The 24,115-nt window shown below is 45.2% G+C and carries 22 protein-coding genes and 1 pseudogene; 13 read left to right on the top strand and 10 right to left on the bottom strand.

Features of this window, described 5'->3' with window-relative positions:
- Positions 1 to 241: 241 nt before the first annotated feature.
- Positions 242 to 895, top strand: coding sequence for a LysE family translocator (locus tag B3V51_RS10175; RefSeq protein WP_286708351.1), 654 nt, complete (start codon positions 242 to 244; stop codon positions 893 to 895).
- Between the two features lie 117 nt (positions 896 to 1,012).
- On the opposite strand, the gene acnA is transcribed toward B3V51_RS10175, so the two are convergent.
- Entirely contained in the window at positions 1,013 to 3,853 is a 2,841-nt protein-coding gene (gene acnA, locus B3V51_RS10170; RefSeq protein ID WP_212564087.1) for an aconitate hydratase AcnA, read from the bottom strand.
- Positions 3,854 to 4,139: 286 nt separating this feature from the next.
- Positions 4,140 to 5,204, bottom strand: a complete 1,065-nt coding sequence (locus B3V51_RS10165) for a DUF3025 domain-containing protein (RefSeq protein ID WP_212564086.1) — start codon at positions 5,202 to 5,204, stop codon at positions 4,140 to 4,142.
- Positions 5,205 to 5,330: 126 nt separating this feature from the next.
- Between B3V51_RS10165 and B3V51_RS10160 the strand changes: the two genes are divergently transcribed.
- Together B3V51_RS10160 and B3V51_RS10155 are read left to right on the top strand one after the other, a co-directional pair.
- A complete protein-coding gene (locus B3V51_RS10160; RefSeq protein WP_212564085.1) occupies positions 5,331 to 6,056 on the top strand; it encodes a metal-dependent hydrolase in 726 nt (241 codons plus the stop codon).
- A gap of 26 nt (positions 6,057 to 6,082) precedes the next feature.
- The gene (locus B3V51_RS10155) at positions 6,083 to 6,589 is read left to right on the top strand and encodes a YchJ family protein (RefSeq protein WP_212564084.1); all 507 of its coding nucleotides are present in this window, start codon (positions 6,083 to 6,085) and stop codon (positions 6,587 to 6,589) included.
- Here B3V51_RS10155 and B3V51_RS10150 read toward each other — a convergent pair.
- Genes B3V51_RS10150 through B3V51_RS10135 form a run of 4 tightly spaced genes read right to left on the bottom strand, consistent with a single transcriptional unit; the run spans position 6,561 to position 10,435 of the window.
- A complete protein-coding gene (locus B3V51_RS10150; protein WP_212564083.1) occupies positions 6,561 to 7,859 on the bottom strand; it encodes a PD-(D/E)XK nuclease family protein in 1,299 nt (432 codons plus the stop codon). The genes B3V51_RS10155 and B3V51_RS10150 overlap by 29 nt on opposite strands.
- A gap of 50 nt (positions 7,860 to 7,909) precedes the next feature.
- Positions 7,910 to 8,830 (bottom strand): class II glutamine amidotransferase, encoded by a 921-nt coding sequence (locus B3V51_RS10145; RefSeq protein ID WP_093070101.1) that lies wholly within the window; start codon positions 8,828 to 8,830, stop codon positions 7,910 to 7,912.
- Positions 8,831 to 9,220, bottom strand: coding sequence for a hypothetical protein (locus tag B3V51_RS10140; RefSeq protein WP_240365614.1), 390 nt, complete (start codon positions 9,218 to 9,220; stop codon positions 8,831 to 8,833).
- 48 nt (positions 9,221 to 9,268) lie between these two features.
- Complete coding sequence (locus B3V51_RS10135; protein WP_093070099.1) at positions 9,269 to 10,435, bottom strand: homoserine kinase; 1,167 nt, start codon at positions 10,433 to 10,435, stop codon at positions 9,269 to 9,271.
- Between the two features lie 186 nt (positions 10,436 to 10,621).
- On the opposite strand from B3V51_RS10135, the gene hisF reads away from it, so the two are divergent.
- The 7 genes and pseudogenes from hisF to glmS all read left to right on the top strand — a co-directional run bounded on the left by hisF (position 10,622) and on the right by glmS (position 18,410).
- On the top strand, positions 10,622 to 11,404 hold the full coding sequence (gene hisF, locus B3V51_RS10130; protein ID WP_071002744.1) for an imidazole glycerol phosphate synthase subunit HisF: 783 nt from the start codon (positions 10,622 to 10,624) through the stop codon (positions 11,402 to 11,404).
- A gap of 185 nt (positions 11,405 to 11,589) precedes the next feature.
- Complete coding sequence (gene ribE, locus B3V51_RS10125) at positions 11,590 to 12,108, top strand: 6,7-dimethyl-8-ribityllumazine synthase (protein WP_057762077.1); 519 nt, start codon at positions 11,590 to 11,592, stop codon at positions 12,106 to 12,108.
- Positions 12,109 to 12,325: 217 nt separating this feature from the next.
- Positions 12,326 to 13,174: pseudogene (gene nusB, locus B3V51_RS10120) on the top strand (transcription antitermination factor NusB); the annotation flags it as partial.
- 11 nt (positions 13,175 to 13,185) lie between these two features.
- Complete coding sequence (gene thiL, locus B3V51_RS10115; RefSeq protein WP_093070094.1) at positions 13,186 to 14,229, top strand: thiamine-phosphate kinase; 1,044 nt, start codon at positions 13,186 to 13,188, stop codon at positions 14,227 to 14,229.
- 3 nt (positions 14,230 to 14,232) lie between these two features.
- On the top strand, positions 14,233 to 14,838 hold the full coding sequence (locus B3V51_RS10110; RefSeq protein WP_093070092.1) for a phosphatidylglycerophosphatase A family protein: 606 nt from the start codon (positions 14,233 to 14,235) through the stop codon (positions 14,836 to 14,838).
- Between the two features lie 167 nt (positions 14,839 to 15,005).
- The gene (gene glmU / locus B3V51_RS10105; protein WP_093070089.1) at positions 15,006 to 16,382 is read left to right on the top strand and encodes a bifunctional UDP-N-acetylglucosamine diphosphorylase/glucosamine-1-phosphate N-acetyltransferase GlmU; all 1,377 of its coding nucleotides are present in this window, start codon (positions 15,006 to 15,008) and stop codon (positions 16,380 to 16,382) included.
- 183 nt (positions 16,383 to 16,565) lie between these two features.
- Entirely contained in the window at positions 16,566 to 18,410 is a 1,845-nt protein-coding gene (gene glmS, locus B3V51_RS10100; RefSeq protein ID WP_071002739.1) for a glutamine--fructose-6-phosphate transaminase (isomerizing), read from the top strand.
- A gap of 424 nt (positions 18,411 to 18,834) precedes the next feature.
- Here glmS and B3V51_RS10095 read toward each other — a convergent pair whose 3' ends face one another.
- Positions 18,835 to 19,200 carry a MerR family transcriptional regulator gene (locus tag B3V51_RS10095; RefSeq protein WP_071002737.1) on the bottom strand — a complete coding sequence of 122 codons (366 nt, stop codon included), beginning with the start codon at positions 19,198 to 19,200 and terminating at the stop codon, positions 18,835 to 18,837.
- A gap of 86 nt (positions 19,201 to 19,286) precedes the next feature.
- Here B3V51_RS10095 and B3V51_RS10090 point away from each other — a divergent pair, with 86 nt between their 5' ends.
- From B3V51_RS10090 to B3V51_RS10080, 3 genes are all read left to right on the top strand, one after another.
- Positions 19,287 to 20,165, top strand: a complete 879-nt coding sequence (locus B3V51_RS10090) for an alpha/beta fold hydrolase (protein ID WP_071002736.1) — start codon at positions 19,287 to 19,289, stop codon at positions 20,163 to 20,165.
- Entirely contained in the window at positions 20,140 to 20,544 is a 405-nt protein-coding gene (locus tag B3V51_RS10085; RefSeq protein ID WP_201604183.1) for a hypothetical protein, read from the top strand. Before B3V51_RS10090 ends, B3V51_RS10085 begins: the two co-directional genes overlap by 26 nt.
- A gap of 65 nt (positions 20,545 to 20,609) precedes the next feature.
- Positions 20,610 to 21,134: a PaaI family thioesterase gene (locus tag B3V51_RS10080; RefSeq protein ID WP_058023454.1), complete on the top strand. Its 525-nt coding sequence runs from the start codon at positions 20,610 to 20,612 to the stop codon at positions 21,132 to 21,134.
- A gap of 417 nt (positions 21,135 to 21,551) precedes the next feature.
- On the opposite strand, the gene B3V51_RS10075 is transcribed toward B3V51_RS10080, so the two are convergent.
- The 3 genes from B3V51_RS10075 to B3V51_RS10065 all read right to left on the bottom strand — a co-directional run bounded on the left by B3V51_RS10075 (position 21,552) and on the right by B3V51_RS10065 (position 24,072).
- Positions 21,552 to 22,370, bottom strand: coding sequence for a sulfite exporter TauE/SafE family protein (locus B3V51_RS10075; protein ID WP_071002733.1), 819 nt, complete (start codon positions 22,368 to 22,370; stop codon positions 21,552 to 21,554).
- A 66-nt stretch (positions 22,371 to 22,436) separates the two neighbouring features.
- On the bottom strand, positions 22,437 to 22,940 hold the full coding sequence (locus B3V51_RS10070; protein WP_201587532.1) for a flavin reductase: 504 nt from the start codon (positions 22,938 to 22,940) through the stop codon (positions 22,437 to 22,439).
- A gap of 103 nt (positions 22,941 to 23,043) precedes the next feature.
- Positions 23,044 to 24,072, bottom strand: coding sequence for a methionine synthase (locus tag B3V51_RS10065; protein WP_212564082.1), 1,029 nt, complete (start codon positions 24,070 to 24,072; stop codon positions 23,044 to 23,046).
- Positions 24,073 to 24,115: the final 43 nt, after the last annotated feature.

The raw sequence follows: 24,115 nt of genomic DNA, 5'->3' as shown, positions 1-24,115 counted from the left end.
ATCCCCCTGGGGACGCCACTATTCGGCGTCACTTATTAGCACTTTTGCTTAGCATCAGGTTAGACTAATAAGCGAACACTAAAAAATCCCAGTCATCATCCAGTGACTGGGATTTTTTTCGTTTGTCGTTTATAAAAATCATCGATATGAGCTGCTCATGACGACCGATACCAGGTAAACTACGAAATAAACGATAAATAAAACACTCCCCTATTATTGCTATCACAAGGAAGTATGAGCCATGTTCGGTATCGAAAACTATCTGGGCTTTGTCTTGGCGGCGATTTTGTTAAATCTCACTCCAGGCACCGATACGATGTATATCATTACCCGCAGCGTCTCACATGGCAGCGCAGCAGGGTTTTATTCTGTCCTCGGTATCATTTCAGGCATCTTGGTACACACGGTATTCGCCGCATTGGGTCTATCGATCATTTTGATCAACTCGCCTCTGGCCTTTACGGTTGTAAAATATATCGGTGCCAGCTACTTATGCTATCTGGGTATAAAAATGCTGATGAGCAAGCAGCCTTCTGTACTGGCAAATCATTTACCAAAAAGCAGCCCATCTGCACCTGCCAACTCTATAGCGCACTGGCAAATATACAAACAGGGCGTATTAACCAATGTCTTTAACCCAAAAGTCGCGCTATTCTTCCTCGCATTTTTTCCGCAGTTTATCGATCCTAGCTATGCTCATAGCGCCTTGTCATTTCTGATCTTAGGATTGAGTTTTGCGCTGACGGGCTTTGTATGGTGTTTGTGCCTTGCTTTATTGGCATCAAGATTTAGTGCCAACTTAAGAAAAAACCCAGCTATCGAAGTTCTGTTAAATAAAATAAGCGGCGTGGTTTTTATTGGTTTGGGGGTTAAGCTATTGACTGAGAAGGGTTAAAAAAGCTGCTATAAATGTCCAAATAAGCTACTTTCTATAAAATCTAACTACCCATAAAAAAGCCCAATCCCCTACATTAAGGAGACTGGGCTTTTTCGTTGTAAGTCTAACGAACCACTAAGCAGCGCTCTTACTCTCCGCCGCTAGCTGACGTAATACATAGTGCAGTACGCCGCCATGACGTACGTATTCGCGCTCTTTTGGTGTCTGTAGACCGACATTGACCTCAAAGGTTTCAGTCGAGCCATCGGCGCGGGTGGCAGTGACTTGAGCGGTTTTGCTCTCGCCATTGTTTAGGCCAGTGATGCTCAGCACTTCAGAGCCATCGAGCTTGTAGGTTTGAGCGTCTTCGCCATCTTTGAAAGTCAATGGCAGCACGCCCATACCGACGAGGTTTGAGCGGTGAATACGCTCGAATGAGGTGGTGAGTACCGCTTTGACACCAAGCAAAATCGTACCCTTCGCTGCCCAGTCACGGCTAGAGCCTGAGCCATACTCCGCCCCACCGAGGACGACGAGTGGACGCTTATCTTCTTTATACTTCATCGCTGCATCATAGATGGCCATTTCTTCGCCATCTTGTAGCGTCGACTTGTCATCTTTGAAGTAATAGGTATAACCGCCTTCTTTGCCGCCCATCATTTGGTTTTTGATACGGATATTGGCAAAGGTACCACGGGTCATGACTGCATCATTACCACGGCGTGAGCCATAACTGTTGAAGTCCGCTTCCATGACGCCGCGCTCTTGCAGGTACTTACCTGCTGGTGAATTTGGATCAATATTGCCTGCAGGTGAGATATGGTCGGTGGTGATTGAGTCACCGAATAGACCTAAGATACGCGCGCCTTCGATATCAGGGATACCTTCTGGCTCCATGGTCATACCATCAAAGAACGGTGGGTTTTTGATGTACGTTGAGCCTTCATCCCATGGATATAGCTGACTATCGGCTGAGCTAATCGCGTTCCACTCTTTACTACCATCGAACACTTCACCATAGTTTTTACGGAACATATCAGCATCGATATTATTGGCAATCAGCTCGTTGATCTCATCTGACGTTGGCCAAATGTCTTTTAAGTACACATCGTTGCCGTCTTGATCTTGACCGAGTGGGTGGGTAGTCAAGTCAATATCGACTGTACCTGCTAAGGCATAAGCGACAACCAATGGCGGCGATGCTAGGTAGCTGGCCTTGACGTGTGAGTGAATACGACCTTCGAAGTTACGGTTACCAGAGAGCACCGCTGAGGCGACTAAATCGTTCTCTTCGATGCCTTTTTCGATCACATCAGGAAGCGGCCCTGAGTTACCGATACACGTGGTGCAACCATAACCAACGAGATAAAAGCCTGTTTTTTCTAGCTCATCCATCAGTTTGGTTTTTTCTAAGTAATCCGTCACTACTTTTGAGCCGGGCGCCAATGAGGTCTTAACCCAAGGCTTGGCTTTGAGGCCTTTGGCAGCGGCCTTTTTGGCGACCAATCCAGCACCAATCATAACGGCTGGATTTGAGGTGTTGGTACAAGAGGTAATAGCGGCAATCACCACGGAACCATCGCGCAATTTGTGCTCTTTGTCGTCAATATTAACGCTTGAGAACACGTTATTGGCTGGCTGGTAGCCTTTGCTATCGTCAGTTTCGGTATCAACGTCGATGTTGGGTTCAGCTGCCAAGTGTTCCGCTTGCTCTTGCTCGCCGCCTTCTTGATCAAAGCGTACTTTGCCTTCAACTTCTGCCTTGCGGTCCTTGGTCATCTTCTTAAGCGTTTCGCCGAATTTTTCGTGCATATCAGACAGGTTGATACGCTGCTGCGGCAGATTAGGGCCTGCCAGTGCTGGCTGGACAGAGGACAGATCAAGCTCTAGCTTACTTGAGTAAGTCGCCGCTGGTGTATCGGCATCATGCCATAAGCCTTGCGCCTTGGCATATTTTTCGACCAGCTCAATTTGCGCTTCGTCACGGCCTGATAGACGCAGATAATCAATCGCCATTTGGTCAATCGGGAAGATACCACAAGTCGCACCATACTCAGGCGACATATTGGCAATCGTCGCCCGATCCGCTAATGGCATTTGATGCAAGCCTTCACCGTAGAATTCGACAAACTTACCGACTACGCCATGTGCTCGTAGCATCTCGACCACACGCAATACCAAATCCGTCGCGGTGACGCCTTCACTGAGTTTGCCTGTCAGCTCAAACCCGACGACTTGCGGAATCAGCATAGAAGATGGCTGACCGAGCATCGCCGCTTCAGCTTCGATACCGCCAACGCCCCAACCCAGTACGCCAATACCATTAATCATCGTCGTGTGACTGTCGGTACCAAATACCGTGTCAGGATAGGCGGTCAGCTCGCCATCGACCTCTGCTGCCATGACCACGCGCGCAAGATACTCAAGGTTGACTTGGTGCACGATACCCGTCGCGGGCGGGACAACGACAAAGTTCTCAAAGGCATTACGGCCCCAATGTAAGAACTCATAACGCTCATTATTACGCTTAAATTCAATCTTTTCGTTGAGATCCAGCGCATCCTCACGGCCATAAGCATCGACCTGTACCGAGTGGTCGACGACCAGTTCACTAGGGATAAATGGGTTGATTTGCTCAGCACGACCTCCAAGCTCGACCACTGCATCACGCATCGCAGCCAAATCAACGACTGAGGGCACACCGGTGAAATCCTGCAATACCACACGCGCTGGCATAAAGGCGATTTCTTTTGACGCCTCGGCGCCTGCATCCCAATTGGCAACCGCTTCGATATGGTTTTTGCCGACTGACTGACCACCGTCTTCGTTACGCAGTAGATTCTCTAACACGACCTTCATACAAAATGGTAGCGTTTTGATATGCTCGTAAGTTTCGGTAAGTTTGGGCAGGCTGTAGTAGGCATGTTCCTTGCCAGCAACTGAAAGGGTGTCTTTTACATTAAAAATATCACTCATGATAGCTTCCTTATCGTTGTTATAGATCCTAGACATAAATTCTTATAAGTTTATGTATAACGGGTGGCTCAATAGATGATCGATATATCTTTAATCAGCAGAGCAGTTTAATAAAACGGTCTGATGTGACTCTGTGTTAACAAAAGAGATAACCATCTCTTTGCTGTTTAACAGAAACGTCCTTTTACCATAACAAACATATGAGGCTTTGTTAACGTCTGGACGTTGTCAAATCGTGGCACAATCGTAAACGTACCAAAGGTTTGGCTAACCGATCTTGAGTGACTCATTCCTTTTTATTCTTTTGGCGTCGACCACTGCGAAATACATAGCTGTCTTCATAAAAGCTAGGTTCTGCGTTTTCTGCCCAGAAATGCGGCACACCTAAGATTGGCAATGGCGCAAGCTGGCGCGGTGTCACGTCATCTTTTGATAATAATGTGTCCATGTATTCGGCAACTTTGTCATCCAAAAAACGTATACACTCAGCTAATGGTAGGGTAAAGAAACGTTGGGTCACATGGATGACAATGCTGTGCGCACATAAGGGTTTGCGCGGATAGAGTAACTGCTCTAGTAAGGCATGCCCAAAGATATACACGGCTGCCTGAGCGCTGTCATCAGGCTGTGTTGGATCGTCCCATTTATCACGGGGTCTCACCAAACTTGACTGCCAGTCGAAATCAACCAATGCCTCACCAATATTAGGGTCTGCCGTGACCAGAACTGCCCCATTCTCATCAAACACCGTAATAGTGTCGCGAACACGCCCTCGGCGCTCACTGATGCCTTGTTTGGCGATTTCCAGCATATGGTAATAATTCAGCACCGCTTTGGTCTTGGGAAACGTCAGCCAAATACTGCCATTAAATAGGTCATGCAAGTTATCACGCGTCGGAATGTTTCCAGTTGTACCGATGAAATGCTCGTAAGCCTCCCCTTCAGGCAATGCATTTTGAGAGACAAACTGTAGCGTTTGAGGCGTTTGGTTATGGGTAGGTTTGGTCTGCGGTAATGGCTGTTCTAAATGACTGGCCTTCTGCTGCATCGCCGTTTTTAAGACGTTGGCAATCGTGTCAGGCGTGCTGATGTTACAAGCATTGATACCATGCGTATCTAGACTTTCTGCATTATCCAAACTATCCAATTCATTAAAGCTATTCATCTGCTGACTTGGTCTACTAAGGTGCTCAATAGTGGTGCTCAAGTAATGTCGTTGAGTAATGTGCAACAGCCACGGCGCTTGCCAATCAATCTCAGCAAAGCTGTTATCAAGTGTGCCCTCTATTTTAGACGGCGGCTCAATACAGGCGGTAGAATCAGGTTTGGTAGGTAAATCACTGGCAGGCATAGGCGCTATCTCTTAAAGGCTATCTCTGTTAGATGTCTGGCTACTCTATGGTATCATGGGGCGCTTTTTTACAGCTAGATGCACCGCTCGAAAGGTCTTTTTGAGCGCTATGGATGAATGAGTTTTATGGCAAATTTTAATACCCACTTAAATGTCGCTTTTATGGTCAGCGGCACTCTGAGTTTGACGGTTTATAAGGCAGGCTTGATTGATGATTCAGGGTTTTTAGTATGCGTGGCGCTTGGTACTATCGGTGGATTACTACCAGATTTGGATTCAGATAATTCAACACCGATTAAGCTCGGTTTTAATATCACCTCGTTTGTCTTTGCTTTTGGTCTGGTCATGCATTGGCGTAGCGATCTGAGTTTGCTCGCATTGATCGCATTATGGCTCGCGGGGTATGGTTTTATGCGCTATGTGATCTTTCATATTTTTACCACTATGACGGTGCATCGCGGCGTCATCCACTCTGTGCCTTATATGGCGATACTTGGACTGGGGTTAACCTGTCTAAGCTATTATGGTCTGCATCTACCGCTGACAACCAGTTGGTTTTATGGTCTGTTTTTATTTGGCGGCGCGATGGTGCATTTGGCACTGGATGAAATCTATAGCGTCAATCTGACAGGCATGCGCCTAAAACGCTCGGCAGGTACGGCGATGAAGTTTTATCAGCACAAGGATAAATGGTGGTATTTGCTGATTTATGGCGTACTGGCATTACTGATTTATGCTGCACCGCCTTTTGCGCCTTTTGTGGACGATGTCAGTGACCCCACCCATTGGCAACAGTTGCGCCAAGGCTTGCTGCCGACACTGCTTGAGACGTGGTGGACGCACAAAGGCTAGTTTTATTCATCTATTAAGGAGCGTCTATGTCCGTCTGTCCCTGCCGTATCACGCCGCCGTCTGTTAGTACGCAAGATAGCAGCGCGTCTTATGAAGACTGCTGCCAGCCATATCACGAATCACTTGCCGCGCCCGATGCCGAGCGCCTGATGCGCAGCCGCTATAGCGCCTTTGTATTGCAGCTGCCTGACTATATCGTTAAGACCACCGTACCTGCACAACAAGCGCTGCTGGATAGTGACGCGATAGCGCAATGGGGCAAAGACACGGACTGGGCGGGACTTGAGATTGTGCAGCATCGACCTAAACTGGGCAAACGCCACGCGCAGGTAGAGTTCAAAGCCTATTTTCATACCGATAATGGTGTGCAGGCGCATCACGAACTGTCAGGCTTTGTGAAGATTACGGATAAAGACAAGCAAGCGCGCTGGTACTTTATCGACCCGACCGTGCGCATGACTGTGAGCCAAAAACAGCCTTGTATTTGTGGCTCAGGGGAGAAATTTAAACGGTGTTGTGGGATGTATTTGTAGCCGATTGAACATCAATAAGTCCTAAGCTTTTGACACTCTCAATAAATGAAACGATTTCATCAGTGGTTTGTTCAATCCACTGTGCTCTGTCATTATTATTAGCAATTTTATAAAGACTCTTAATTTTATCAAATTGTATAGGCTGTGTTGGTTTAAGATCTCCTCCTAAAGCCCATTCTTTAGTATTACCAACTATTGGTATATTCAAGCTACCGATTTGAGTTGCTAGGTTATTTAAAGAAGATGGATACCCAATAGGTCTGCCCTCTCGAGAACTAATCATACCGAAATAAACATTCTTATAGACCTGTATAAAACAATTAATATCGTACTCTTCTAAACTACCAATTTTACACTGAATACCGTATTTTCTAGATGGTTTCTGAGGTTTATAGTAGTTCTTAATTTTTTTATTCCTATCACACAACTGTAGATTCTCATCACAAAAATTGAAATCATAGCCTTTCTTCTTTAATACTTCTTGTAACTCTTGCCAAAGTTTCTTTTGTAAATCAATTTGAAAGCTGACAAGCGACTCGCTCAGCTCATGCGCCAGTTTAAAATTGTCTTTTTGGTATAACAGTTCAATATGCGCTTGTTTCATTTTTGCCGACCTTGTATCACCCGTCAATTTTCCAACCAATCTTCTGTACTGTAACAATGTGTGCTCAATATGGGGATATGGTTTTGCCTCAATAATACAAGCATCTAACCAATTTGCCACATCCTCTTTATAGCTTATTTGCGCAAAATCACTGTCTTTTAAATTCCCTTTACTATAAGTACTAACTGGATCACCATATTTATTTAAATATAAGATATAGATATTTTCTGGTTCATAGTTCATATTTCTACAAGCTTCATAATAGCGCTGGAGCTGTGCTCTTTGATCATAAGCATTGATTTTGTTTTCAACAACGATGATATTTTCGTTATTTTTTAAAATAATATCTATCCGACCAGAATTTGTGATAGCCACTTCAGTTTGACACGTATAGGGTTGATTTAGACAAAGTGGCAGACGTTTTTCATCTTTATTTTTAAAAGCTACATTCACTACCTGATCGATAAATAGCTTTTGAAAGGCATCCATACCATGGCTACCTGTTGGACTTAAAAGCTCCGCTAAAAACTTAGAATGTAGACCCACTTCTTCATCATCTCTTCTCAAGATAGAGAATATATTGAAACCATACTTTGTATTGGATGCTTCTTCTGTCGCTGCCTGATCAATTTTCTCTAACGCTTGGAAAAGATTGTTGTAGACCATAATCGCTCGTTATTTTTTGTAAATGTTAATGTTGACTGCCACACTGATTCCTAAACACTCGCCCCCACTTCCCGCGCAATGGCGATACCTTCATCAATGGTCAAAAATTTACGCAGGCTTGGGCTGTCTTTATAAATGACGTCACCATCTTGAAAGATTAAGCATTCATTGACGGCGAGCTGCTGCCACTTCTCATTTTCAGTCAATGGCACGGTCACCAAAATCGTCACCTTATCGGTATCGGTGGTGACATCGCTAAAATTAATCGCCATATCATCGTCCGCCAGTTTGGCTTCACCAAATGGCGCTTTGCGCGTGAGATAAAACAGTAAGCTACCTGCATACGCCAGTTGCCACCTGCCATTGGATATTAAGCAATTAAATAACCCATTGGCCGATAGATAGCGACATTGGGTGGTCAAAAAATTAAACAGTGTCTTGTCATCAGGACGGGTTTTAAAGCTGCTCTTTAAACGATTGACCAAATAGCAGAATGCCATCTCAGAATCAGTACTGCCTACTGGTTGACAATGCGCGGCATTGCCGTTGTCTTGCAAGCGCTGACAGCGTTTGATAAATTCGCTATTCATCTGTCCATTGTGCGCAAATACCCACTGTTCGCCCCAGACTTCACGGACGAATGGATGGGTGTTTGCCAAGCAGTTCTGCCCTTGCGTCGCTTTACGAATATGCGCAATAACGTTCATGGCTTTGATTGGATAGTTGTTAACCAAATCAGCGACTGGCGATAGATGGCTTGGACGATTATCATGAAACAAACGCAGACCCGTTGAGTCATTTGCCGTCTCATCATTGGTTTTGTCATTATTGCTGCATTCGCTGCGCTCAAAAAACGCAATACCAAAGCCATCTTCATGACTGTCCGTCATACCGCCGCGCTTGCGAAACCCTGCAAAGCTAAAACCAATATCTGTTGGGGTATTACAGTTCATTCCTAAGAGTTGACACATTTATAAAGTACCGCCGTTATTGTCATCTATTATTGAGTTACCTTGAGTAGCATTGCCTTGAGTAGCATTGCCTTGAGTAGCATTGCCTTGAGTAGCATTGCCTTGAGTAGCATTGCTTTGATTGGCAGATAGCGCATCAAAGTCAGCATCACTCATCTCATCAAGCAAAGCGGCACCATCAGTTGGGATGGTATCCAAAATGCGCTGAGCTTCTGCCAAGACGGTGTCTTCTACCCAGAGAACGATACCCGAGTTCATACCAGGGATTGCGCTGAGCGGCTGCAAGGACACGGTTATGCCGTTATTACGTAATAGATTGGCATGCAGCTCGCCTTGTATATTGGTATCAAAGCGCGCCAGTTTGTGCCAGTTGTCAACGTGATCGGTCATGGGATCGCCTTCAAAGTGTTGGTAGGTACATACCTGAGTAAAACATACTTATGCCAATTGGTCTAACGTATATGTTTCAATCGTAAAATCATTGGTGTTGGTTAAGTGATCATGTGCTTGCTCAGCTTGGGTAATACTGCTAAACACACCGACTATTTGATTGTCTGGTTTGCTTAATAGTACAAATACGGTGTTTTGCGACTTTTCAACATGCGCCCAATGGTAAGCGGCCAGACGCTTCATTAGGTCAGGGTTTTTGACCATGATGTTATCACCCGTACGACCTTCGGTACGGTTGTAATGAATCACATTGAGGCGCAATAACCAAAAAATCACGGCCGCTTTTGCTAGCATCACAGGTAGTGCACGTTTTTCCTCACCATTGAGTGGACGTATCGATTCATAACCTTGTAAGAACGCTGCCATTTTACTGCGGTCAAAGTTCACAGATTCACCTTGTTCTGCGCCGCCCCACGTGGTACAAAAATCATTGATAGTGATCGCAATATCCATCACGTAATGCTCGACGCTGACTTCGGTGAAGTCTAGTAGACCTGTCAGACGCGCCTCGCCTTTTTGTAGATTCCATAAGGTATTGTCGGCAAACATATCTAAATGGCATAGACCTTTTGGCAAGGTATCTAATGGCAGCTCTGAATAAGCGCGCCAAATATCGCTCATCAGCTTGCCTTCGTCACCTGGCATGAACTGCATTTCACGGTCACGCACGTCGCTCCATGGATACAAAGGCACGCCGTACTGCTCACTTGGCTGCAATGCTTGCAGCGTCTCATGTAGCGTCGCCAATGCTGCGCCAATATCGTGACACATCGCTTGCGTAGTTTGCTCGGGATGTGAGCCTGCTAGACACGGCACTAAAGTGATGGCTTTGTCTTCATAATGGATGACATAGCGTTTATCATCACCATCTGTTCGCGAACCATTTGACTCAATAACGGCTAACGGTGCGGCGACTGGTAATTTGCCATTTAACTGATTGAGGATAACGGCCATTTTTTCGATATCAGCAGGAGGACGCTCTTCAAATAATGTAAACACGTAAGAGTAGGTGCCGTCTACATCGTCAGTCGTTTGAATAAACCAGTTTGAGTTTTTAATACCTTGAGTGATCGGAATCGCGCGGGCAAACGATACGCCAAAACTTTGGCAAAAGGCGGCAAACTGATCATCGGTTAACTGGGTATAGACGGACATGACATCTCACTTATAGCAATTGGGTAAAGAGGTTAGATAGAATAAATTGATGCGGTAATGACCGCAATTGTACCGCACATCATAAAACGATGGTGAAAAGCGTAATAATCTTGCGAAAACCTGCCTGAAATAGCAGTGATTTTGCTAGACTAGCGCCTATGAATTGATTATAAGGTGAAAGACCCTATGTTAGCAAAGCGTATCATTCCTTGCTTGGACGTTGACAATGGCCGCGTGGTCAAAGGCGTACAGTTTGTCGATATCAAAGACGCAGGCGACCCTGTCGAAGTCGCTCGCCGCTACAATGAACAAGGCGCTGATGAGATTACTTTTTTGGATATTACTGCGACCAATGACGAGCGCGATACCACTTATCATACGGTCGAGCGTATGGCTGAAACGGTATTTGTCCCACTCACCGTAGGCGGCGGCGTGCGAAAAATCGCTGATATCCGCAATTTGCTCAATGCGGGCGCAGATAAAGTCGCAATTAACTCAGCTGCGGTATTTACGCCTGAGTTCGTCGGTGAAGCCGCGCAGAAGTTTGGCAACCAATGTATCGTTGTGGCCATCGATGCCAAACGCGTCGCTGACATCAACGTCGATGGGATTACTGTGCCGCGTTGGGAGATTTTCACCCATGGTGGCCGTAAGCCAACCGGTATCGATGCCGTCGCTTGGGCGAGCAAAATGGCTGAGCTGGGCGCTGGTGAATTGCTGGTCACCTCAATGGACGGTGATGGCACCAAAAAAGGCTACGATTTGGCACTCATGCAACAAATTACGAGCCGCGTCAATGTGCCCGTCATTGCCTCAGGCGGCGTCGGCAACCTGCAACATTTGGCAGAAGGCGTGTTAGAAGGCGGCGTCGATGCGGTACTTGCCGCCAGTATTTTTCACTTTGGTGAGTATACCGTGTCGGAGGCCAAAGCCTATATGGCAGCACAAGGGATACAGATGCGTCTGTAGCACGCTCGTAAAATACAAATAACACCCAAAAAAATGCTATCATAGTGCTAACCATTTATTTTCGTTCAATTAACTAGAGCAACGCCAAAATAATAGGCGGCCAAGTCGATTGAACGCATCAGACTGTTTAGCTATTTATTGATGCCTATATTTCAATTGAACGCTTATTAAGCAAAGGATTTTTTATGTCGAATTTACAACAGCAGCGCAACGACGTGACTCATATCGATGGTAACTTGCATCAAAACGCTGACGCGCGCATTGGTATTGTCGTCGGTCGTTTTAATGGTTTTGTCGTTGAGTCATTGGTTGATGGTGCGATTGATGCCCTACTCCGTCATGGTGTATTGGGTAGCAACATTACTGTTATTCGTGTGCCTGGAGCATTCGAGCTGCCACTTGTGGCCCAGCGTGCTGCGGAATCAGATCGTTTTGACGCCATTGTGGCATTGGGTGCAATCATCCGTGGCAGCACGCCACATTTTGATATTGTAGCCAGCGAGTCGGCCAAAGGTTTGAGCGCTGTGGCAATGGATTATAATATTCCTGTCGCCAACGGTATCATCACTACTGACAGCATCGAGCAAGCTATCGAGCGCTCCGGTACCAAAGCAGGTAATAAAGGCTCTGAAGCTGCGATGGTCGTATTAGAGATGATTGCTGTTCTATCACAGCTTGATATTGATGATATCGATGAAGCTTAAGCCTTAAAGCTCAAATTTATTAGTCTAACTGGTGCTGCTATTGAGCAATAGCAGCACCTTGTAACATGACGCCAGCTATCAACACACTGGCTATTTTTTGAATTTTCGCCGTATTTCTATACTCTTTAAAGTTTTAAATAAACAAAGCTAAAAAGCTACTTTGTTAATTTATATTTTGACTGGGTATCATCTCAAAAAATTTAGGTACAGACCCCCTATGACTGACCAACTCAAGCGCGCGATTCGCGCTGCGAAAACCGCACAAGCCAATCAAGCTGAAGCTACCCGTATAGCGAGCAGTAGTGCAGGTGATCAAACCTTCGATATGAGTGAGTCTTCTTACAAGACCAGTCATACCGCTATCCGTAAGGCGCGCCGCTTTGCTATGCAAGGTCTATACGAGTGGCTTGTCACCGACCGCCGCTTTGATATAGATGGCAAGCTTGGCTGGAAAGACAATGCGCCGCATGATATCGCGGCACGCACGCGCGCAACCAACGCTATGCACACCGTCCATATCGGCTACTATCACGAAATGATGCGCGATATCCCAGAGCAGATCGACGCCCTAGACGCGCTTATCAGCCAACACCTTGATCGTGAGATTGATAAGTTAGATACGGTTGAACACGCTATTTTGCTGATTGGTGCGTACGAGCTACAAAACCGTATGGAGATTCCTTACAAGGTTGTACTCGATGAAGCAATGAAGCTGAATAATCACTTTGGCGCGACTGACGCTCACAAACTGATCAATGCGGTACTGGATAAAATGGCTGGTGAGCTACGTGCTTTAGAGGTACAAGCAGATACCAATGCCAACCTACGTACGTCACAAAAAGCGGCGGCTAAACAATCTGAAGCGAGTTCGGCTGAAGTAACGGTAGCTGACAATATCGAAGCGGCTGCTGAAACAGAAAGCGCGATCGATAATGCGCCGACTGCATCAAATAAGCCACGTATCAGCGCTAACAAAGCTAACGTTAAACGCAGTAGTGCCAGTAAAGCTAGTGCCAATATCAGTGACTTCAAGGCGAGCAAGAAAAGCGCTAACGATACCAAAGACTAAGACTAGTTATGAACGAGTTTGAGCTGATTGAGCGTATATTTTTGCAGCGGCAAGCGGCACAGAGCGCAGCGGCTGGTACTAAAAACAGCATCGAAAAAGGTATCGGTGATGACGCGGCTGTGATGGCATTGCCAGCAAGATCACGCTTGGTTAGCTGCATTGATACATTGGTTCAAGGGCGTCACTTTCATGCTGACTTTGCACAAGTAGATAAGCTTGCGTTTGAAATTGGTTATAAAGCTGTTGCGGTTAATGTTTCAGACATTGCAGCGATGGGCGCGACGCCGCATAGTATTTTGCTAGCGTTGGCATTGCCTGAGCGTCTAGCGAATCATGAATGGCTCACGACATTTGCCAAAGGATTGTTTCATGCCTGCCAGCTGTTTGGCGTGACGTTGATTGGCGGTGATACCACGCGCAGTGCGCAATTGGTGCTGAGTGTCAGTGCGCAAGGATTGCTTGCCGCAGGTACACCAGCTGTTTATCGCTCAGGGGCACAAGTTGGCGATAAAATCTATGTTTCAGGCACCCTTGGTGATGCTGCCTATGCCCTCAAGCACCCCGATAGCCCTATTGGTAAGCAACTGGCGCATCGCTTGCACATGCCGACGCCGCGCATTGCCTTAGGTGCCGCCTTGGCACAAGCTGGCGCAACCTCGATGATCGATATCTCTGACGGTCTTTATCAAGATCTTGGACATATCTGTCAGCAAAGCTCAGTCAGTATGCGTATTCATTTAGATCAATTACCGAGTAGCAAGTCACTAGCCACGGTAGAGTTATCTGAGCGTTTGTTATGTCAATTAGCGGGTGGCGATGACTACGAATTGGCGTTTACCTTGCCTGCACATATTGAACCACCTACTTCTAATACGCCTGTCACTTGTATTGGAGAAATCGTTGCGCGCGCAGATTCTATTGCGACAGATGCCAAATCGCCTAATCACTCACGTCTTGAACTGTTTTATCAAAATCAGCCAGTCACACCGACTCAATCTACCCCCTTCTCTACGTGGCCTAATCTCACCGGTTATCAACATTTCACAGGCTAATCCATGACTGATCAACACTTATCTAAGCCTGATATTCGACAAGCAAATGACTGCCCGCCTCTACCAATCGGTGCCAGTATGCTTGACCGCATGGTTTATTGGCTCGGACTAGGTTTGGGCAGCGGCCTACCTCGACGCGCGCCCGGTACGTGGGGCACGGTTGGTGGTCTGATTGTGGGCGTGCCGCTTATGAGCTTGGGTTTCGTTCCTTTTTTAATCTTGACGATTTTGTCGTGTTTGGTTGGTGTTTGGATTTGCGGGCGTACGTCTGAGTTGATGCAGGTACACGATGATCCGCATATTGTGTGGGATGAATGGGCTGGCATGTGGATTACCCTATTGCCGTTATCTTATATATTATCATATGTATTTCCTACGTCTGAAAATACCTTGTCGATAATGATTCTGCCGATGTTTTGGGGCTGGCTACCGACTGCTTTTATCCTATTTCGCGTATTTGATATTTTAAAGCCACCACCGATTGGTTGGGCAGACAAAAAGGTTGCGGGTGGCCTTGGGGTAATGTTGGATGACATTATTGCAGGGGTTATGGCAGCAGTGATTTGGTTGATTATTTACATCATTGTGATGATGTTTATGTCTTTTTAATATTATTCCGCGGAAATCATTACTTCGGTTTAGCCATCTTACGTATTTGATTTTGCTTGCTTAAGTTTTGAGTATTCAAGTTACAAAGCTTGCACGTCATAATTTTTTTTGTGCAAGTTTTTACGCTATAATTCAACATTATATTTTGTTACATTTGTAGGCTTATTATGACATCTCCTCTTTCTGTGATTATTTTAGCGGCCGGTAAAGGCACTCGCATGCAGTCTGCAAAGCCAAAGGTTTTGCAGACCCTAGCTGGTAAGTCATTATTGGCCCACGTATTAGATACTTGCAATCAGCTCACTGTTGATGAAACCATCATTGTCCATGGTTTTGGCGGTGATCAGGTAAAGTCAGAGATTACCAACCAATATACACAGTCGTCGTTTACTTGGGTTGCTCAAACTGAGCAGTTAGGAACAGGTCATGCGGTCAAAGTGACACTGTCTGATTTACCGAAATCAGGGAAAAGTCTCATTCTATATGGTGATGTGCCATTGGTCAGCTGCCAGACATTAGCTGCTTTAAAAGCTGCCAATACTGACGGTATGTCTATGCTGACGTTGACTGTCGATAATCCGTTCGGGTTGGGTCGTATCAAACGTGACCAAAACGGCAACATTGAAGCCATCGTTGAGCAAAAAGATGCCAGTGCTGACGAGCAAAATATTAAGGAGATCAACAGTGGTATCTACTGCGTAGACAACGCCCTACTGCATAAGTATTTGCCAGAGCTCTCTAACAATAACGCGCAACAAGAATATTACCTCACTGACATCGTCAAAATGGCCGTCGCTGATGGTATTACGATTGCCGCGATTGAGCCTGAGCATACGTTTGAGATTGAAGGGGTTAATAACCGCCAACAACTCGCAAGCCTAGAGCGCACGTGGCAACGCAAGATAGTCGCCGACCTACAAGAAGCGGGCGTTCAATTTGCCGATCCCACGCGCGTGGATATTCGCGGGTCGTTGAGTGCCGGACAAGATGTGTTTATTGACGTCAATGTGGTATTTGAAGGCGACTGCACTTTAGGCGACAATGTCTATATTGAAGCAGGCTGCGTCATCAAAAACGCTCAGATAGGCAATGCTTGTTATATTAAGCCTTACTGTGTGATTGATCGCGCTGACATCGGAGCTGGTGTCGACATAGGACCTTTTGCACACCTGCGTCCTGATACGGTATTGTCTGACAACAGCAAAGTCGGTAACTTTGTTGAAATCAAAAAATCAACAATCGGTCAAGGCAGTAAAGTAAATCACCTAAGCTACATCGGTGATGCAACTGTCGGCACAGGCGTCAATGTCGGTGCAGGTGTCATTACTTGTAATTACGACGGTGTCAACAAGTCGCAGACCATCATTGGAGATAATGCCTTTATTGGTTCCAATGCAAGCCTAGTCGCGCCAGTAACCATCGGAGATACGGCTACCATCGCTGCAGGTTCTGTCATTACCAAAGACGTTGATAGTAGTGCTTTAGCATTTGGCCGAGCTCGTCAGGTACAAAAAAATGACTTTCAACGACCGACTAAAAAATAACTGATTTATTGAAAGTTTGATCAATCGTCGTCATTCTTGAGTAAACCTAAGCAGTACGGCAATCGTGGTAGTACTGCTTCATCATACTTTTGAGCTAATAACTGAGCATTGGTAGCTAACGACACTTATTAGTCTTGTACCATCATATATTGAATTATTAAAAAACAAATTTAAGGAGATGCCATGTGTGGAATCGTTGGCGCAGTTGCTGAACGCAATATTGCGAATATCTTGCTTGAAGGTCTTAAGCGTCTAGAATATCGAGGCTACGATTCGGCTGGTTTAACCGTCATTCGTGATGGTGAGCTACATCGCGAGCGTCAAGTGGGCAAGGTTCAAGCCTTGGTCAATGCGGTTGAAGCCAGTACCGATTTTTTTGATGGGCATATTGGTATCGCTCATACTCGCTGGGCCACGCATGGCGAACCTGCACAGCGCAATGCCCATCCGCACATATCTGGTAAGATTGCCGTCGTTCACAATGGTATCGTCGAAAACTACGCTGAACTCAAAAAAGAGCTCATCGCTAAAGGCTACGAGTTTACCTCACAGACCGACACCGAAGTGGTGGCACATCTGATTCATGACATTTATGAGCAAACCAATGATTTGCTAGAAGCGGTACGCGCAGTGATTCCTAAGCTGCATGGTGCATTTGCTTTAGGCATCATTCACGTGGACACACCAGATGAGCTGGCCGCGGTACGTTTAGGCTCGCCTTTGGTCATCGGTGTTGGTATTGGTGAAAATTTTATCGCCTCAGATCAGCTGGCACTACTGCCAGTCACCAACCGCTTTATGTACCTAGAAGAAGGCGATATTGCCAAATTGACCCGTGACAGTATTAAAGTCTATGTCAATGGCGAGGAAGTCAGCCGCGAAGTGCATGAAATCGATGCCAAGCAGCATAATGCTGACAAAGGCGAGTTCAAGCACTATATGCTCAAAGAAATCTATGAGCAGCCAGATGCAGTCGCGCGTACGCTTGAGATGGCGATTGATAACCGCCAAGCATCAGCCCTGCGTGATGACTTTTTAGCACGCAATGAAGCGCAATTATCAGGCGTACAGCATGTACAGATCATCGCTTGCGGCACCAGTTATCATGCGGGGATGGTTGCTAAATATTGGTTTGAGAGCTTGATGCGCCTATCCTGCTCTGTTGAGGTTGCTAGTGAATTCCGCTATCGCAATCCTGTAGTACTCGACAACTCGCTGGTGATTTGTATCTCTCAGTCTGGTGAAACAGCCGATACCTTATCAGCCCTGCGTGAGATCAAAAAACAAAACCCAGCAGGACTGGTTAGTCTAGCACTATGTAACGTGCCTACCTCATCCTTGGTTCGCGAGACAGACATATTCTTGCCGACCCTTGCAGGTCCTGAGATCGGTGTAGCATCGACCAAAGCTTTTACCACCCAGCTGGTCGCACTCATGCTATTGGTCTTAAAAACAGGCGCAGTACAGCAGCGTATCGACAGCGCAAACCTAAGCACCTTACTTGGCGAGCTACAAAAGCTGCCCGGTCAACTCTATGCCAGCTTGCACCTTGATGCTCCGATCAAAGCGATGGCGGAGCACTTTGAAGATAAGAAAAGCTGCTTATTTTTAGGGCGCGGTCTACAGTTCCCTATCGCTCTGGAAGGCGCATTGAAGCTCAAAGAAATCTCTTATATCCACGCTGAAGGCTACGCCGCAGGTGAGCTCAAACACGGTCCGCTAGCGCTTGTTGACAAAGACATGCCAATCGTCGTGCTGGCACCCAAAGACAGTATGCTCGATAAGCTCAAAGCCAACATGCAAGAAGTACATGCCCGTCACGGCGAACTGTTCGTCTTTGCTAGTGAAGATAGTCACATCAATGCTGAAGACCGCCTACATGTAGTATATGTTAAAGCAGTTTGCGAGACGCTTGCCCCTATCGTCTACAGCGTACCCATACAGCTACTGTCTTACCATGTGGCCGTGATGCGCGGTACTGATGTCGATCAGCCACGCAATCTTGCCAAATCAGTGACGGTTGAGTAATACAAGTTATTGATTTTATTATAATTTTTATTAATAAATTACCCGTCACACTATTGTGTGAGGATTCATCCTTTGCTATCTTGTATCAACGAGGTGGCAAAGGATTTTTTTGTGAATAACAAAAATAGAAAAGGACCCACAACAACTGAGTCTTCGAAAGATTATCAGCCATTTGTCAAAATAGCTGATATATTCTCACTTGGAAGATCTCACCGTGTCTTTGGTCACAAGACTAAACGAACACACCACTATAGGCCTATGTCAGCAACCAAGGAAGAGATAGCTGAGTTCATGAAGTCTGAGTTCCCTTAAGCAAAGTACAAGATTGAGGCAGTAAATAGCAGTAGGTCAATTTTATCCCATGATATTGGTTTAGATGATTTGAGACCTGGAGGTACTGTATCGGGACCTTTCATAACTTAGATTAAAGCGCTAGCTTATCCTTATAAGAACACATGCCTTTTAATGCATCATCTATTAACGCTTTCATTTTAGATAACTCTAGAATCTTAACTTCAATTTGCTTGTTTTTTTCTAGAAGCTTTTCACCCATTTGTGATTGCGTCAGGTTGTTTGAATACAATAGCTCTGTTAGCTCTCTAATCTCTTTTAAGGTGAAACCTAACTCCTTCGCCATAATAATCATATTGAGCTGTTCTACAATCCTGTTATCGTAATCTCTATAACCATTAGATTTTCTAGATGGTGACGAAATTAATCCTTCCCTTTCGTAAAAACGAATGGTATCTCTGCTTAGTCCGACTGTTTCAGTTAATTCTTTTATATTCATTAGCGAGCACCCTCAATTAACGCTTGACTGTGGAGTAATGTCCATAGTTTATAGTAGGCGTTAATTAACAACAAGTAGGTTCTTTTATGGATATAAATATTCTGACGGACGACAACGTCGAGCTGCGTGCAACCCTCTATAAAGCGAATAACCCTAAGGCCGTTGTTCTAATAAATCCAGGAACCGCTACTAAAACTTCTTATTATTTGCCGTTTGCTAAATACTTAAGAGAGCATGGTTTTCATGTCATTCTTTGGAACTATAGAGGGTTTTGCGATTCTAAAATAAGTCATCTAAAGGAGTGTCATTACCAGTATTCTGATATTGGGCGCTATGACATTCCAGCTGCCATCGATACAGCTAAGCGCCTATTTAAGGATTTACCCTTGTATTGTGTGGGTCATAGTACTGGTGGTCAACAGGTAGGTCTGGCTCATAACGCCGATCAATTAGATGCTCTAATTGCAGTGGCTGTCTCAGCAGGATACTTTAGCTATATGCCGCTTCGCTATCGTCTTAAGGCTAACTTCTTTTTCCGTTTTTTAGCCCCGCTTAGTAATAAAGTCTTTAATTATGTGCCGGCTAAAAGCTTCAAACTCATGGAAGATTTGCCAGCTGGTTTTACAGATGAATGGGGGGCTTGGTGCCGAGAAAAAGAGCTGTTTTTCTCAGATAAATTCTATGGGAAAACCATTCCCCTTGGGACTTACAAGAATTTTAATGTGCCAACTTTCGTCTTCACTGCCGATGATGATGAAATCTGCACTGAACGCAACCTGCATAATTTTTGGAAAAATGTGACTAGCGATCAACCCATCACTTTTAAACGCTATACCATTAGCAAGGGATCAGACCAATCAATTGGGCATTTTGGCTATTTTAGAAGCAAGAACACTCATATTTGGCAAGATATTTTAGAGACGATCAACAAGGTACACCATGATAAATCGTTACAAACATTATAAGACCTTAATTTTCATTGTATTACTTAATGTGTTCTCGAGCATTTTGCACTATGTTCATAATGTGGTTTATTTTGACCACTATCCTGAGCCTGATTGGTTATCCCCTCATCTGGTAGATGCTTTTTGGTTCGTCATGACACCAATCGGTATCTACGGCTTGATCGTGGCTGTCAAAAGCCAGATGAGCAAGGGGCATTGGTGGCTTTATTTGTATGCCTTGATGGGTTTATTGTCACTACTACACTACAACGTTGAGACTGATAATATTATGACGATCACCATGCACAGTCTTATCTGGTTTCAAGCAATATGTGCTTTTTGGTTAATCGGCTATGTAACGATGTATTTTAAAAATAAAAGCAAACATCAAGAACACTAATTGATAAAACTTTGGTCTTTATAAGAATGAGCTAACCTCTTATTTATCGTTTTAAGGAATTGAAAATGAATGTTGAAGAAACTATAGCAACATGGGAAACAGAAGAAGCACTCATTAGAGAAAAGCTAGGTGACGCTGACGTCATTCCATTATCAGACTTAACCACTCGCAGCGGTATGGACATTTTTAACGCTATGTTTGCAGGAGAGCTGCCTCATCCTCCTATTGGTCTAACGCTCGACTACACTCCTATTCATATGGAAAAAGGTATTGCCGTTTTTCAAGGGCGTCCAAAGCGTCATCATTACAACCCATTGGGTACAGTCCATGGTGGCTGGTTTTGTACGCTTTTAGATTCTGCTGTTGGCTGCGCTGTACATACCCTTTTACCAGCAGGAAAAACCTATACAACTTTAGAGATAAAAGTAAATATGGTGCGAGCTTTGACAGTGGCAACACCTTTAGTACGGGCTGAAGGTAAAGTCATTCATGCTGGTCGAAGAACAGCAACTGCTGAAGGAAAAATTGTAGGGCCTGATGGCAAGTTGTATGCTCATGCCACCACAACCTGCATCATTCTTGATGTTTAGATAGAATTTTCGATATAGTCAATACACTCTAAAAATGTCATAGCGCTACTGGGATGAATTTTGCGCAGCCTCTGGGAACGCAGCACGCAAGTAAAATTTATACCAGTAGCGCGTTTAAATCCATAACAGTTTTACATTCAGCTAACTATAGTTAATGAAGCTTACCTGACAGTCTCAAGTCTAATAGCTTCTAAACCAAAGAAAACCGCTAAGAATATAATGGATGTTATAGTGAAACCATTATAAAAATGGTATAGCAAGATTAAACGCTATTTTTCGCAGCCTCTGGAGACGCAGTCACAGCAAGTAAGAAAAGTAGCATTTTATAACAGATTACTAAACTAGGCGTGATTTTCAATATTAAGCAATATCATATCGTTCTTAGTCTTCATATTTCAAACACACCAATCCAAATCTTCAAAATAACCCTTTATACAGAAAATAAAGTCCCACTACGAATAACAATACCGAAAAGCACTTCTTTAACAGGGGTGGTGAGAGCATATGAGCAACTTTTGCCCCAACTTTAGCGGTAAAAAAGCTCATACTCGCAATGCCCAAAAAGGCATAAATATGCACAAAGCCAATGGTATTGGGTACATCAACTTGCTGCTGCATACCAAAGAACATAAAGCCGAGCGCACCAGCAATGGCAATAGGCAAACCACACGCCGCCGACGTGCCTACCGCCTTTTGCATGACCACATTATAACGGGTGAGATACGGCACCGTTAAGCTGCCACCGCCAATACCAAAAATGGCCGAAGCCACACCAATAATACCACCTGCCGCAAGTTGCTTGGGTTTAGACGGTAATACCACAGGCGTATGACTCGCATCACTCATATGTGTACGTCTTTTACCAGCGGTAAACATTCTATAAGCGACCCACAGTAAAAACACCCCGACAATCAGCTGCAGATATAACCCTGATATTTGCCCTGCTATCCCTGCTCCCAAAAAACACCCTAGCGCCAAACCAGGTGCTAGATTTTTAAAGACCGGCCACATGACGCCGCCCTTTTTATTATGCGCCATCAAGGAGCTGATCGAGGTGACGATGATGGTCGCAAGCGACGTTCCCAAAGCCAGATGCATAATGGTATCGGCATCGTAGCCCATTTGGGTAAAGACGATAAATAACAGCGGTACGATAATGGTGCCACCGCCCACGCCGAAAAGCCCGGCCGCAAAACCTGCTAGTGCACCTATGATTAAAAAAATGAGTAGTTCCACGGGATAGTGTCTTCTTATATAGATTTATTTTCTGAGCAAGTGCTCTATATTAATGCCAGTTATGACTTATACAAGCTCAACTTGACCGACGTAATGATAAGCACGGTTAAAATACACTAAACTCTCATCTTGCCCGCTTGGGGATTCTGGAGGTTTGATAGCGACCACTCGGCACATCAGCACACTATGCGTACCCACTTCTTGAATGTGCTCAATCTCACAATCAAAGCTCACTAGCGCATCTTTCAGGATAGGCGCGCCTGTCACAAGCTCAGTCCAAACCCCTTGCTCGAAACGCTCATCTGAGCTTAGTTTAGAAGCAAAAGCATTGGATAAGTGTTCATGCTGGGCACCAAGCACATTGACGCTCAAGACTTTATTATCCACAAAATGCCTATGCGAGCGCGCGGCTTGATTCATACACACCAGCAGTGTCGGCGGTGTATCAGTGACGCTACATACCGCCGAGGCAGTAAACCCATGAGTGCCTGACGGACCATTGGTGGTGATCAAATTGACCGCCGTGGGCAATAGCGCCATGGCATCTCTAAAATCAGTGGCTTCAATCATATCTTTTATCATTACTACAATCCTGAGAAACGTTAAATCTATAAGTACCTTGTTAACTGAGGCCACTCATAAGCTTAAACAAGCCAGAACTTGTTAAGTTTTGCTAAACGCTCAGCTCTTGCCGCACGATTGCCGCACCAGCGCTCAGCGCATGTAGCTTGCCGCGTGCCACCTCACGAGACAACGGCGCCATACCGCAGTTGGTCGAGGGATACAGCTTGTCCGCATCGACAAATTGTAAGGCCTTGCGTAGCGTATCGGCTACCTCCTCAGGAGTTTCAATATCATTAGTGGCGACATCGATTGCACCAACCATCACTTTTTTACCGCGGATGAGCTCTATCAAATCCATCGGTACGCGCGAATTTTGACATTCCAAAGATACGATATCGATCTTTGACTGCTGCAGTTTAGGAAACGCTTGCTCATACTGACGCCACTCTGAGCCCAGCGTTTTTTTCCAGTCGTTATTGGCTTTGATGCCGTAACCGTAGCAGATATGTACTGCTGTCTCACATTGAAGTCCTTCTATAGCACGCTCTAACGTAGCGATACCCCAGTCGTTGACATCATCGAAGAATACATTAAATGCAGGTTCATCGAATTGGATAATATCCACACCAGCCGCTTCCAATTCTTTGGCTTCCTGATTAAGAATCGTCGCAAACTCCCATGCCAGTTTTTCACGGCTTTTGTAGTGACCATCGTACAAGGTATCAATCATGGTCATCGGCCCTGGCAGCGCCCATTTGATCGGCTTGTCAGTATGCTTACGTAAAAACTTGGCATCTTCTACAAACACAGGTTTTTGGCGGCTCACGGCACCAACCACTGACGGTACGCTGGCATCATAGCGATCACGAATTTTAACGGTTTTACGGTTTTCAAAATCGACGCCGTCTAAGTGCTCAATAAATGTAGTCACAAAATGCTGACGGGTCTGCTCACCGTCACTGACGATATCGACGCCTGCTTGCACTTGCTCTTGTAGCGATACTAGCAGCGCATCCTGTTTTGCCTGAAGCAATTCTTCACCGTCAAGTTGCCACGGCGACCAAATTTTTTCAGGTTCTGCCAACCAAGAGGGTTTTGGCAAGCTGCCAGCGGTCGATGTTGGTAATAATAAAGTCATGTCGTATTGTCTTCTCTATTTTAGGTGTTATAGCGTGCGCTTT

Origin of the sequence: Psychrobacter sp. UBA2514 (assembly GCF_002341255.1) — a bacterium.
Lineage (GTDB): Bacteria > Pseudomonadota > Gammaproteobacteria > Pseudomonadales > Moraxellaceae > Psychrobacter > Psychrobacter pacificensis.
This window is presented reverse-complemented; position numbering and strand designations above follow the sequence as displayed.

Bases quoted from the DNA above. Each gene is read 5' to 3' on its own strand.
- B3V51_RS10175 (WP_286708351.1), top strand. From the start codon at position 242: ATGTTCGGTATCGAAAACTATCTGGGCTTTGTCTTGGCGGCGATTTTG.
- acnA (WP_212564087.1), bottom strand. From the start codon at position 3,853: ATGAGTGATATTTTTAATGTAAAAGACACCCTTTCAGTTGCTGGCAAG.
- B3V51_RS10165 (WP_212564086.1), bottom strand. From the start codon at position 5,204: ATGCCTGCCAGTGATTTACCTACCAAACCTGATTCTACCGCCTGTATT.
- B3V51_RS10160 (WP_212564085.1), top strand. From the start codon at position 5,331: ATGGCAAATTTTAATACCCACTTAAATGTCGCTTTTATGGTCAGCGGC.
- B3V51_RS10155 (WP_212564084.1), top strand. From the start codon at position 6,083: ATGTCCGTCTGTCCCTGCCGTATCACGCCGCCGTCTGTTAGTACGCAA.
- B3V51_RS10150 (WP_212564083.1), bottom strand. From the start codon at position 7,859: ATGGTCTACAACAATCTTTTCCAAGCGTTAGAGAAAATTGATCAGGCA.
- B3V51_RS10145 (WP_093070101.1), bottom strand. From the start codon at position 8,830: ATGTGTCAACTCTTAGGAATGAACTGTAATACCCCAACAGATATTGGT.
- B3V51_RS10140 (WP_240365614.1), bottom strand. From the start codon at position 9,220: ATGACCGATCACGTTGACAACTGGCACAAACTGGCGCGCTTTGATACC.
- B3V51_RS10135 (WP_093070099.1), bottom strand. From the start codon at position 10,435: ATGTCCGTCTATACCCAGTTAACCGATGATCAGTTTGCCGCCTTTTGC.
- hisF (WP_071002744.1), top strand. From the start codon at position 10,622: ATGTTAGCAAAGCGTATCATTCCTTGCTTGGACGTTGACAATGGCCGC.
- ribE (WP_057762077.1), top strand. From the start codon at position 11,590: ATGTCGAATTTACAACAGCAGCGCAACGACGTGACTCATATCGATGGT.
- thiL (WP_093070094.1), top strand. From the start codon at position 13,186: ATGAACGAGTTTGAGCTGATTGAGCGTATATTTTTGCAGCGGCAAGCG.
- B3V51_RS10110 (WP_093070092.1), top strand. From the start codon at position 14,233: ATGACTGATCAACACTTATCTAAGCCTGATATTCGACAAGCAAATGAC.
- glmU (WP_093070089.1), top strand. From the start codon at position 15,006: ATGACATCTCCTCTTTCTGTGATTATTTTAGCGGCCGGTAAAGGCACT.
- glmS (WP_071002739.1), top strand. From the start codon at position 16,566: ATGTGTGGAATCGTTGGCGCAGTTGCTGAACGCAATATTGCGAATATC.
- B3V51_RS10095 (WP_071002737.1), bottom strand. From the start codon at position 19,200: ATGAATATAAAAGAATTAACTGAAACAGTCGGACTAAGCAGAGATACC.
- B3V51_RS10090 (WP_071002736.1), top strand. From the start codon at position 19,287: ATGGATATAAATATTCTGACGGACGACAACGTCGAGCTGCGTGCAACC.
- B3V51_RS10085 (WP_201604183.1), top strand. From the start codon at position 20,140: ATGATAAATCGTTACAAACATTATAAGACCTTAATTTTCATTGTATTA.
- B3V51_RS10080 (WP_058023454.1), top strand. From the start codon at position 20,610: ATGAATGTTGAAGAAACTATAGCAACATGGGAAACAGAAGAAGCACTC.
- B3V51_RS10070 (WP_201587532.1), bottom strand. From the start codon at position 22,940: ATGATTGAAGCCACTGATTTTAGAGATGCCATGGCGCTATTGCCCACG.
- B3V51_RS10065 (WP_212564082.1), bottom strand. From the start codon at position 24,072: ATGACTTTATTATTACCAACATCGACCGCTGGCAGCTTGCCAAAACCC.